Annotated in this window: 16 protein-coding genes; all 16 read left to right on the forward strand. The window is 68.1% G+C overall.

Features of this window, described 5'->3' with window-relative positions:
- Window positions 1–240: 240 nt before the first annotated feature.
- The 16 genes from BLU84_RS09165 (at window position 241) to BLU84_RS09240 (ending at window position 9,389) form a co-directional block, all read left to right on the forward strand.
- Window positions 241–705 (forward strand): M15 family metallopeptidase, encoded by a 465-nt coding sequence (locus BLU84_RS09165; RefSeq protein WP_074865514.1) that lies wholly within the window; start codon window positions 241–243, stop codon window positions 703–705.
- 2 nt (window positions 706–707) lie between these two features.
- A complete protein-coding gene (locus BLU84_RS09170) occupies window positions 708–1,028 on the forward strand; it encodes a hypothetical protein (protein ID WP_074865517.1) in 321 nt (106 codons plus the stop codon).
- Window positions 1,025–1,264, forward strand: a complete 240-nt coding sequence (locus BLU84_RS09175; protein WP_074865520.1) for a DUF7940 domain-containing protein — start codon at window positions 1,025–1,027, stop codon at window positions 1,262–1,264. Before BLU84_RS09170 ends, BLU84_RS09175 begins: the two co-directional genes overlap by 4 nt.
- On the forward strand, window positions 1,261–1,656 hold the full coding sequence (locus tag BLU84_RS09180) for a hypothetical protein (RefSeq protein WP_074865524.1): 396 nt from the start codon (window positions 1,261–1,263) through the stop codon (window positions 1,654–1,656). Before BLU84_RS09175 ends, BLU84_RS09180 begins: the two co-directional genes overlap by 4 nt.
- Window positions 1,638–1,907, forward strand: a complete 270-nt coding sequence (lysC, locus tag BLU84_RS09185) for an Rz1-like lysis system protein LysC (RefSeq protein ID WP_074865527.1) — start codon at window positions 1,638–1,640, stop codon at window positions 1,905–1,907. Before BLU84_RS09180 ends, lysC begins: the two co-directional genes overlap by 19 nt.
- Window positions 1,904–2,107 (forward strand): hypothetical protein, encoded by a 204-nt coding sequence (locus BLU84_RS09190; protein WP_074865530.1) that lies wholly within the window; start codon window positions 1,904–1,906, stop codon window positions 2,105–2,107. The genes lysC and BLU84_RS09190 overlap by 4 nt, the downstream gene beginning before the upstream one ends.
- A complete protein-coding gene (locus BLU84_RS09195) occupies window positions 2,107–2,442 on the forward strand; it encodes an HNH endonuclease (protein ID WP_074865533.1) in 336 nt (111 codons plus the stop codon). Before BLU84_RS09190 ends, BLU84_RS09195 begins: the two co-directional genes overlap by 1 nt.
- Before the next feature lie 192 nt (window positions 2,443–2,634).
- Window positions 2,635–3,054 (forward strand): hypothetical protein, encoded by a 420-nt coding sequence (locus BLU84_RS09200; protein WP_074865537.1) that lies wholly within the window; start codon window positions 2,635–2,637, stop codon window positions 3,052–3,054.
- Window positions 3,055–4,749: a terminase large subunit gene (locus BLU84_RS09205; protein WP_074865542.1), complete on the forward strand. Its 1,695-nt coding sequence runs from the start codon at window positions 3,055–3,057 to the stop codon at window positions 4,747–4,749.
- Window positions 4,746–5,981: a phage portal protein gene (locus tag BLU84_RS27475; protein ID WP_083382456.1), complete on the forward strand. Its 1,236-nt coding sequence runs from the start codon at window positions 4,746–4,748 to the stop codon at window positions 5,979–5,981. Before BLU84_RS09205 ends, BLU84_RS27475 begins: the two co-directional genes overlap by 4 nt.
- Window positions 5,971–6,609 (forward strand): HK97 family phage prohead protease, encoded by a 639-nt coding sequence (locus BLU84_RS09215; protein ID WP_074865548.1) that lies wholly within the window; start codon window positions 5,971–5,973, stop codon window positions 6,607–6,609. Before BLU84_RS27475 ends, BLU84_RS09215 begins: the two co-directional genes overlap by 11 nt.
- 62 nt (window positions 6,610–6,671) lie before the next feature.
- Window positions 6,672–7,817 (forward strand): phage major capsid protein, encoded by a 1,146-nt coding sequence (locus tag BLU84_RS09220; protein ID WP_074865551.1) that lies wholly within the window; start codon window positions 6,672–6,674, stop codon window positions 7,815–7,817.
- Window positions 7,818–7,883: 66 nt separating this feature from the next.
- Window positions 7,884–8,252, forward strand: coding sequence for a hypothetical protein (locus BLU84_RS09225; RefSeq protein ID WP_074865553.1), 369 nt, complete (start codon window positions 7,884–7,886; stop codon window positions 8,250–8,252).
- A gap of 41 nt (window positions 8,253–8,293) precedes the next feature.
- Window positions 8,294–8,689, forward strand: a complete 396-nt coding sequence (locus BLU84_RS27130) for a hypothetical protein (protein ID WP_170849130.1) — start codon at window positions 8,294–8,296, stop codon at window positions 8,687–8,689.
- The gene (locus BLU84_RS09235) at window positions 8,686–9,024 is read left to right on the forward strand and encodes a head-tail connector protein (RefSeq protein WP_074865556.1); all 339 of its coding nucleotides are present in this window, start codon (window positions 8,686–8,688) and stop codon (window positions 9,022–9,024) included. The genes BLU84_RS27130 and BLU84_RS09235 overlap by 4 nt, the downstream gene beginning before the upstream one ends.
- Window positions 9,024–9,389, forward strand: a complete 366-nt coding sequence (locus BLU84_RS09240; protein ID WP_074865559.1) for a phage head closure protein — start codon at window positions 9,024–9,026, stop codon at window positions 9,387–9,389. The genes BLU84_RS09235 and BLU84_RS09240 overlap by 1 nt, the downstream gene beginning before the upstream one ends.
- The last annotated feature ends 8 nt before the right edge of the window (window positions 9,390–9,397 follow it).

Below are 9,397 nucleotides of genomic sequence, written 5' to 3' on the forward strand. Positions count from 1 at the left end.
GTGGCAAGCCAACGGTCACACGGTTCCCCCGGATTGGTTTACCCGACTCGTCCGGCGGGGTATCAAACGCCAACCGTGATGTGTGATCGACAAGTGTCTGCGCCCCACGGGTAATTGGGAGATCTAGCGCAGGCTCAGGGTTGAATCCAATCCCAGCGGCTCGCCATCGGCGGGCCGTTTTCGTTTCTGAACCCCTAGCCCTGCGAGCAATCGCGGGGCTTTCGCGTTTCTGGAGCCCCGATGCCCTTCACCCTTTCCGCGCGCAGTCGTGAGCGCTTGGCCGGCGTGCATCCGGATCTGCGTCGCGTCGTCGAGCGCGCAATCCAGCTCACCACTGTCGATTTCGTCGTGACGCAGGGCAATCGGACGCGCGACGAGCAGGCCCGGCTCTACGGCAAGGGGCGCACCGTCGCGCAGATGGCGGCCGCCAAGCTGTCGGCGGAGTACGCGCAGCCGCGCGAGGCCAAAGTGACGTGGACGCTCAACAGCCGGCACGTCGGTGGCTTCGCGGTCGACCTGGCGCCGTGGCGCGACGGCGAGATCGACTGGGACGACGACGGCCGGCGTGGGCTCTGGGAACGGCTGGCTGAGGCGATGAAAGAGGCCGCGCGCGAGCGCGGCATCCCACTGGTTTGGGGTGGCGACTGGGCACGCACGAAGGACCGGCCGCACTTCGAACTCCCCCTGGCCCGGTATCCGGAGTGACCATGCGCGCGGATCAGGAAGACGGCCAGATCCGGTTCCGACTCGGGCCGGTCGAGCGCTGGGTCGTGGTGTCCGCAGCTGCGGCGCTCCTCGCAATCGGCGGCTGGGGCGCGCGCAGCGTGTCCGAGCGCCTAGACAAGCAGGGCGACGCCATAGCCGCGCTCGCGACGCAGCAGGCCGTCACGAACGCCAACCTGACCACGATCAGCGCCCAGCTCGCCAACGTGCCGGCGCTCACCAGCGACGTCGCCGAGCTCAAGGTGCGCGTCGACCGCCACGACGAAGACATCCGCGAGCTGCGCGGGACGCGAGGCCTCAAGTGAAGCTGACCAGCGATGCGCGCCACTGGCGCCGGAAGTGGTCGACGTGGCTGGGCGCGGCCGCGGCGGCGTCGGCCGGCGGCCTGGGCGTCTACGCGATGGCGCCGGCGCGGGCGCAGGACCTGGTGCCGGATTGGGCGCTGGGCGCGCTGATCGCCGTGGGCATCGTCGCCGGCGCGCTGGTGCCGATCGCGACGAGCATCGCGCAGGGTTCGATTCCGACCGAGGACCAGCCGTGAACCCGTTCACCGCAGCGCGCTGGGGCGCCGCCGGCCTGCTGGTCCTGGTCCTGGTGCTGATCGGCCGCGGCTGCGGCGCGCGAACTGCGCAGGCGACGGTGTTCGCCAAGGATCGGGCGCTCTTGTCGGCCGGCGCCGAGTTGCGCCGCGCGCAGTACGCGCTGAGCGCCGCCGCCGGCGCGCTGCGGCAGGTCGATCAAGCCGCCGCGCAAGCGCAGGAGGCGGCCGCCGAGCGCCAGCGCCAGGCCGACTTCGCCAAGGAGCGCGCCCTGATGGCGGCGGCGGCGCTGAAGTCGCAGATGACCGGAATCGCCGCCGACCTGGACCGCGCCAAGCGCGACCCCGACTGCCGACGACTGCTGGAGGCAACGTCATGCGCATCGCTGCACTGATCGCCCTGGTGGTGCTGGCCGGATGCCAGACCACCGCGCCGGCGCCGACGGTCCCGTCCGTCGTGCGCGTCCCCGTCCAGACCTTCGTCCCGCTGCCGGCCGAGCTGACCCGCGACTGCGAGGACGTGCCGAAGCAGTCCAACACCTACGGCGAGGCTGTCCGGCTCGCCAACGCCCGCAAGGCTGCCGCCGACGAGTGCACCTCTCGCATGCGGCAGATCCGCAACCTGCAACCCGAGGCCAAGCCATGAGCCTGTCCGACCGCCTGCGACGCATGGAAGAAGAGAACCGCCAGAACGAGAGCCGCATCAGCGAGCTCGAGAAGAAGGTCGACATCCTCTTGTCCGCCCTCGAGGAGGGCGACGAGAGTGAGGAGCAAGTCGACATCACCTCGCTCGACGGTGAGCGGTACGTCGGCGCGGGCGCGCGCGATCAGGCCGAGCCGCTCTGATGGGCCGCGTTCCCACCCTGGCGCCGCGCGTCGCGCCGCTCAAGGCGCGCCCGCTCGCGCAGCCGGCGCCCCCTGCCTACGGCCAAGGCCGCGGCGGTCGTCCGTGGCGCCGCAAGCGCGATGCCGTGCTGAAGCGCGACGGCTACCTGTGCAAGTGCGACGAGTGCCAGGCGCAGGGCCGGCTGCTGCTCGCGCATGAGGTCGACCATGTCGTCCCGCTCGCGGAGGGCGGCAGCGACGACGAGAGCAACCTGCGCGCGATCAACCGCGATTGCCACGCCGCGAAGAGCGCCGCCGACGCCGCGCGCGGCCGGAATGCGAGTGGTTCGCGATGAGGCGTTCCACGGCACCGTTTCACGCGAATCTGAATGGACCGAGCCCGACCCCCTGTGGATATCTCACCCAGGGGGGAGTCCAAAAGCTCTGGGGCTTCGAGGCGGACACCGGCCGCCCTCCCATTCGCAGGTTTTTTTCGCGCCCCGGCGATTCAGCTTGGGCGCCATTCGACGCCAATAACGGTTGAATTCATGGCCCGCCCCGAGCACCAGCCGACCAAAGCGTCCCGGCTGAAGGTCGCCATTGCCGCCGGCGGCGGCATGCGGCACGAAGAGATCGCCAACGCGCTCGGCATCAGCGCGCCGACGCTGCGCAAGCACTACGAACTGGAGCTGTCGACCGGCGCCGCGGAGAAGCGCATGGAAGTCCTCACCGTCGCGTTCCGCACTGCGGTGAAGAAGGGAAACACCTCCGCGGCGCGCCTCTACCTGCAGCACGCGCCAGAGTTCGAGCCGGCGCCCGGCGCCGCTCAGGAACCGGAAGCGGCCGAGCCGAAGCCCGAGGGCAAGAAGGCGCAGGCGAACGCGGCTGCCATCGGCGCGGAGACGGGGACCGAGTGGGAGCACCTGCTCGACCCTAAGGTGGTTCCGATCGGGCGCGCGGCTCAGTAAATGGCCTGGGACCTGTCGTGCCCCGACTGGTGGGAGCGCCTTCAGTCGGGCCGGCTACCGATTGCCGACTTGCCGCTGTGGACGCCGCAGGCCGAGCGCGCCGCGGCGATCTTCGGCCGGCTGCGCCTGGCGGACGTGCCCGGCACACCGACGGTGTCGGATGCCGGCGGCGAGTGGTTCCAGCAGGTGGTGCGGTGCATGTTCGGGTCGGTCGATCCGCAGAGCGGACAGCGAGAGATCCGCGATCTGTTCGCGCTGGTGCCGAAGAAGAACGCCAAGACGACGTTCGGCGCGCTGGGCATGGTGACGGCAACCTTGCTCAATCGCCGGCCGCGCGCCACGTTCCTGATGACGGCGCCGGTGCAGGACACCGCGCAGATGGCGTTCGATGCAGCCGCCGGCGCGATCGAGCTAGACGCGGTGCTGGCGGCGAAGTTCCACATCCGCCATCACCTGAAGACGATCATCCACCGCGAGACAAAGTCATCGCTGGAGATCATGACCTTTGATCCAGGCGTGCTGACCGGCGTCAAGGTGTCCGGCGGCGCGCTGATCGACGAGTTGCACGAGTGCGCCAAGAAGTCCAAGGCCGCACAGGCGCTGCGCCAGATCCGCGGCGGAATGGTGCCGTATCCAGAAGCCTTCCTGTGGTTCATCACCACGCAGAGCGACGAGCAGCCGGTCGGTGTGTTCGCCGACGAGCTGAAGAAGGCGCGCGCCATCCGCGACGGCAAGCGGATCGGCAAGTTGCTGCCGGTTCTCTTCGAGTTCCCGCGGGATGTTCAGCAATCGAAAGATCAGCAGTGGAAGGATCCGCGGCTGTGGCCATTGCTGAACCCGAACATCGGCCGGGCTATGACGCTGGACCGGATGGTCGAGGAATTCAACGACGCGGCCGGCACCAGCGAAGCCGAGTTGCGTAGCTGGGCATCGCAGCACCTGAACGTGCAGATCGGCGTCGCGCTCCACCAGGGCACCTGGGCCGGCGCCGAGTTCTGGGAACAGCAGGGGCGCCGCGAGGTCACGCTCGATTACCTGCTCGAGTGGTCCGAGGTAGCGACCTTCGGGATCGACGGCGGCGGTCTGGAGGACTTGCTCGGCGCCTCCGCGGTGGGGCGCCACAAGATCACTGGCGAATGGTTGCACTGGGCGCACGCATGGGCGCACACGTCGGTCTTCGAACGGCGCAAGGAGATCGCGCCGCAGCTTCTGGACTACGCGGCCGACGGCGACCTCACGATCGTGGAGCAGGTCGGCGACGACACCGCGGCGCTTGCAGAGGTCGCCGCGCGCTTCGAAGAAGCGGGCCTGCTCGACAAGATCGGCGTCGACCAAGCTGGACTCGGCAGCGTGCTGGACGCGCTCGCTGCGGTCGGCATTCCAGCCGAGAAGGTCGTGGGCATCTCGCAGGGCTGGAAGATGATGGGCGCCATCAAGACGCTGGAGCGACACCTGGCGAAAGGCGACTTCCTGCATGGCGGAACGCGGCTGATGGCGTGGTGCGTCGGCAACGCGAAGACAGAGCCTGCCGGCAACGCGGTGTACATCACCAAGCGCGTCAGCGGGACCGCAAAGATCGACCCGCTGATAGCCACGCTCAACGCCGTCACGCTGATGGCACTCAACCCGGCGCCGCCGGACAAATTCGACATTGCCGCGGCCCTCGTGCCGATGCGGCTGAGGTATGGCGCATGACTTGGATTCCGACGTGGGCGGCCGCGGCGTGGGGTTGGTTTCGTAGCGGGCTGCGGCGCTTGGCTGGGCTGCAGCTACCGTTCCCCGGCCGGCGCACGTCCGCGGCCGCCGGCGCGGTTGACTTCGATTCGGCGATGCAGGTCTCGGCCTTCTGGGCCTGCGTGAAGCTGATCGCGGAAACGGTTTCCAGCCTGCCAGTGGTCTTCTACCAGGTGAACGGAACGCAGCGCACGCCGAGCGACGACCATCCGCTGTTCGGCGTGCTGGCGCTGAAGCCGAACCGCTACCAGACCCGCGTCGACTTCTTCCTGACGATGGTGCTGAACCTGGTCACGTGGGGAAACGCGTACGCGATCATCACGCGCAACGGCACGGGACAGGTGGCGTCGCTGCTGCCGATCATGTCGTCGCAGGTCGAGACCCGGCTGCTGAGCGACGGATCGGTCGTTCATCTCTACACCAGCAGCGAAGGCATCACCGCCTTGTCCGAGGAATCGGTCTGGCACATCAAGCTGTTCGGCAACGGCATCGTGGGCTTGTCGCCGCTGGCCTACGCCGCGAACAGCATCGCCATCGCGCAGGCCAACGAGGAGCGCGTCGCGAGCGTGATGCGCAACGGCGCGAAGCCGTCCGGAGTGCTGATGGTCGACAGCGCGTTGAACTCCGCTCAGCGCAACGAGATCCGGGCGAGCTTCGCGGACCTCGCCGAAGGCAACGACGATAACCTGATCGTCCTCGACAAGTTCATGAAATACGAGAAGGTCTCGATGTCGCCGGAAGACATCGAGCTCCTGCAGTCGCGCAAGTATCAGGTCGAGGACATCGCGCGGTTCATGGGCACGCCGTCGGTGCTCATCAACGACAACTCCAGCACGACCGCGTTCGGCGCCGGCATCCAGCAGATCATCGAGGGCTGGTACAAGCTCGGGCTGCGGCCGATCCTGGAAAACATCGAGCTGTCGGCCCGCGTCAATCTCCTGCCTGCGGGCGAGCGCCGGCGGTGGGAGATCGAGTTCGACTTCGACGCGCTGCTGCGCGCCGACATGCTCGCCCGGTTCGATGCCTACAACAAGGCGATCAACGGCGGATTCGCCACGCCGAACCAATGCCGCGCGTTCGAAGGCTGGCCCGCTGTCGCGGGCGGCGATCAACTGCTGGTCAACGGGACGATGGTCCCGATTGCCCAGGCTGGCCAGAAAACCCCGATTGAGGTACGCCCGAGTGGAAACTAAACAGATCGCCCTCCCGTCCATCGCCCTGAAGTTCGACGACAGCCGGCCGGGGTTCTTCTCCGGGTACGCCTCGACCTTCAACAACGTCGACAGCTACGGCGATACCGTCTTGCCGGGCGCCTACAAGAAGACCCTGAAGAATCGCGAGCGACCGATCCGCCTGCGCTGGAATCACTGGGGCGATGTCATCGGCAAGTGGCTCGATCTGCGCGAGGACGATATCGGACTCTACGTCGAGGGCGAACTGACGCCGGGGCATAGCACGGCGCAGGACGTATACGCCTCGATGAAGCACGGCGCCGTGGATGGACTGTCCATCGGCTATCGCCCGATCCAATTTCGCGAACTGGGCAACGACCGGCGCGAGCTCAAGGAAATTCAGCTGTTCGAGATCAGTGTTGTCGAAGAGCAGGCCGACCTGGGCGCGCGCATCGGCGCGGTGAAAAGCGCGCTCGACCAGGCTGAATCGCTGAAAGAAATCGAATGCCTCCTGCGCGATGCTGGCGGCTTCTCCCGGGAAAACGCGACGGCGCTGGTCGCTCGCGTTAAGGCCCTGGCTCGCGGTGAGCGCGACGCCGAACAGCAGCAGGCCCAGGACATCCGGCGCCTGTTCCAGCTCGCCCCGTAACCGCGGGGATCACCCCAAGCCCCCGCCGCCGAAAGGCGGCGTTTCCATTTCTGGAGCACGCAATGTCCGAAGAAATCAAGAAGGCCGTCGAGGACGGCATCAAGTCCCTGGAAACCAAGATGGCGGCCCAGGCGCTCGAGTACGAGAAGCAGATCAAGGACGTCGGCGAGGTCAACGCGCAGCTGAAGGCCGACCTCGAGAAGAACGTCGAAGAGCGCAAGGCGATGGCCGACCGCCTCACCGAGCTCGAGCAGAAGGGCGTGCGCGCGCCGGCGCAGGACGCGCCGACCTCGCTCGGCCAGCAGTTCGCCAACAGCGCGCAGTTCAAGGCGATGGCCGGCGACAACGAGAACGCGCGCTGCAAGGTATCCGTCAAGAACACCTTGCTGTCGGACGCCACCAACGTCCTTCCGATGCAGCGCCCCGATATCGTCGGCGGTCCGGCGGTTCCGCTCACGGTCTACGGTTCGCTGCCGCACGCGCCGATCAGCTCGAACAGCCTCGAAGGCATCCGGGAGACCGGCTTCACGAACAACGCGGCCGAGGTGGCCGAAGGCGCGACGAAGCCCGAGTCCAGCCTGACCTTCGGGCCCTACGATTTCCCCGTGCGCACGATCGCGCACTGGATCAAGGTCTCGAAGAACTTGTTGTCCGACAGCGCTGCGGTCGCCGCGTACATCGACAACCGTCTGCGCTACGGCGTGCTGGAGCGTGCGGACAAGCAGATCGTCATCGGCAACGGCACGGCGCCGAACCTGAGCGGCATCCTCGACGGCGGCAACTACACCGTCTACACCCCGACGCCCGGCGACAACCTGGTCGACGCGATCGGCCGCGCGAAGTGGCAGCTGTGGGCCGCCGGCTGGATCCCGGACAAGGTCTACGTCAACCCGATCGACTGGGGCGCGATGGAGCTGGCCAAGGACGCGGACGGCCGCTACCTCTACGGCGTGCCGGGGTTGAACGTCGCGCGCAACCCGTTCGACGTGCAGGTCGTGCCGTCGCCGTGGGTGCCGGCCGGTCAGTTCGCCATCGGCGCCTTCAACCGCGCCGTGACCATCTGGGACCGCGAGTCGGTGGACGTCGAGGCCGGCTACGTCAACGACGACTTCATCAAGAACCTCGTCACGCTGCGCGCCGAAATGCGCATGGCGCTCGAGATCACGATGCCGTCGGCCATCCTCGGCGGCGTGTTCACCTCGTCGTAATCGGCCGCGAGCCGAACCTCGACGCAACCGGAGAGGGCGGGGGCCAACAACCCCCGCCCGTTCGCTATGGAATTCACCGCGATCAAGAACTTTCCCCACGACCGCCTGGGCCAGATCGAGAAGGGCGCCCGCGTGCCCGTGACCGAAAAGGAGGGCGAGCGCCTGCGCATGCTCGGCCTCGTCGAGTACGCAACCAAGGTGGTGCGCCACAAGCCGGTGGAACCGGATCCCGTCTCGGCGCCCCCTTCCGCGGCCGCTGGCGAACCGTCGTCTGCCTCGCCAGCGGCCCAAGCCTCTGCGCCGCCGACGTCGCCGCCGTTCGAGCCTGGCGAGACCGCGGCCGACACCGAGACCGCGTCGGCGGCCGCTCCCAGCAAGGCGGCGAAGAAGGCCGCGAAGAAGACGACCGGCAGCAAGAAGGCGGCCGCGGAGTAATCGTCACCAACACCACGTTCCGCCTCGCGCCGTGGGCGGACGTGCTCTACGCGATGGATCGCCAGTGGTGGGATCGGCACCTGGCCGATTGCGCCGGGTTCGCTGGCGAGCTCGTCGCGCCGCACCAGATCCACGGCGTGCGCCAAGAGCGCTTCAACCACAACCACAACAGCGGCGCCGGTGCGATCGCGCTGGCGGCGCATTGGGGCGCGCGGCGCGTGATCCTGCTGGGCTACGACTGCCAGCGCACGGGCGGCCAAGCCCACTGGCACGGCGACCACCCGGAAGGGCTGGCCAACGCCGGCAGCATCGCCCGCTGGCCGGCGCAGTTCCAACGTCTGATCCCGCAGCTGCGCGGGGTCGAAGTCATCAACGCGTCGCGGGAGACGGCCCTGACCGTCTTCCCGCGCGCAACCCTGGAGAGCTTGTTGACGTGAGCGTGATCGATCTGAGCGTGGCCAAGGCGCGCTTGCGCGTGTTCGGCACGCATACCGACGCTGACCTGCAGCAGGCCCTCGACGGCGCCGAGCAGGAGGCGATGCGCTTCATGAACCGGACTCAGCTGCCGACGCTGCCGCTGGAGTACCCGAGCAGCAGTAGCAGCAGCGAGGAGGTGCCGAGCGAGAGCGACCCGGTGGCGCCGGACGTGGTCGAGGCGGTGCTGCTGCTGGCCAAAGCCTCGTTCGAAGCGACGGACCCGGACGAGGTGACCGGCTATCGGCAGGCGGCCGAGATGAAGCTGTTCCCCTATCGCGCGTTCCTGGGGGTCTGATGAGCACCCTTGCGCCTCGGCTGCGCCACGCCATCACCTTCGACGAGCAGGTCGTGTCGCGAGACGCGAACGGCGTGCAGGTCGTCGCCTGGGTCGTCGCCACGCTGCCGACCGGGGAGCCGCTGGTTGACGTGCCGGCCGAAGTGCTGACGGGTCCCGGCCGCGAGTTCCTGCAGTCCGGACAGATGCAGTCCGACGTCGCCGCGCGCATCACGTGCCGCTGGTTCCCCGGCGGGATCAAAGCGTCGTGGCGCGTCCGCTGGGACGGCCGCGTCTTCAACATCAAGGCGGATCCGGACACGGACGCCACCGGCCGGCGCGAGTACCGGTTCGTCGTAGTCGCCGGCGTGAACGACGGGCAGTAGGAGGTTCG

The sequence above is a fragment of the Lysobacter enzymogenes genome (genome assembly GCF_900106525.1).
GTDB lineage: Bacteria > Pseudomonadota > Gammaproteobacteria > Xanthomonadales > Xanthomonadaceae > Lysobacter > Lysobacter enzymogenes.

What these genes read in the sequence shown, in the direction of transcription:
- BLU84_RS09165 (WP_074865514.1), top strand. Translation starts at nt 241, where the DNA reads ATGCCCTTCACCCTTTCCGCGCGCAGTCGTGAGCGCTTGGCCGGCGTG.
- BLU84_RS09170 (WP_074865517.1), top strand. Translation starts at nt 708, where the DNA reads ATGCGCGCGGATCAGGAAGACGGCCAGATCCGGTTCCGACTCGGGCCG.
- lysC (WP_074865527.1), top strand. Translation starts at nt 1,638, where the DNA reads ATGCGCATCGCTGCACTGATCGCCCTGGTGGTGCTGGCCGGATGCCAG.
- BLU84_RS09190 (WP_074865530.1), top strand. Translation starts at nt 1,904, where the DNA reads ATGAGCCTGTCCGACCGCCTGCGACGCATGGAAGAAGAGAACCGCCAG.
- BLU84_RS09195 (WP_074865533.1), top strand. Translation starts at nt 2,107, where the DNA reads ATGGGCCGCGTTCCCACCCTGGCGCCGCGCGTCGCGCCGCTCAAGGCG.
- BLU84_RS09200 (WP_074865537.1), top strand. Translation starts at nt 2,635, where the DNA reads ATGGCCCGCCCCGAGCACCAGCCGACCAAAGCGTCCCGGCTGAAGGTC.
- BLU84_RS09205 (WP_074865542.1), top strand. Translation starts at nt 3,055, where the DNA reads ATGGCCTGGGACCTGTCGTGCCCCGACTGGTGGGAGCGCCTTCAGTCG.
- BLU84_RS27475 (WP_083382456.1), top strand. Translation starts at nt 4,746, where the DNA reads ATGACTTGGATTCCGACGTGGGCGGCCGCGGCGTGGGGTTGGTTTCGT.
- BLU84_RS09220 (WP_074865551.1), top strand. Translation starts at nt 6,672, where the DNA reads ATGTCCGAAGAAATCAAGAAGGCCGTCGAGGACGGCATCAAGTCCCTG.
- BLU84_RS09225 (WP_074865553.1), top strand. Translation starts at nt 7,884, where the DNA reads ATGGAATTCACCGCGATCAAGAACTTTCCCCACGACCGCCTGGGCCAG.
- BLU84_RS09240 (WP_074865559.1), top strand. Translation starts at nt 9,024, where the DNA reads ATGAGCACCCTTGCGCCTCGGCTGCGCCACGCCATCACCTTCGACGAG.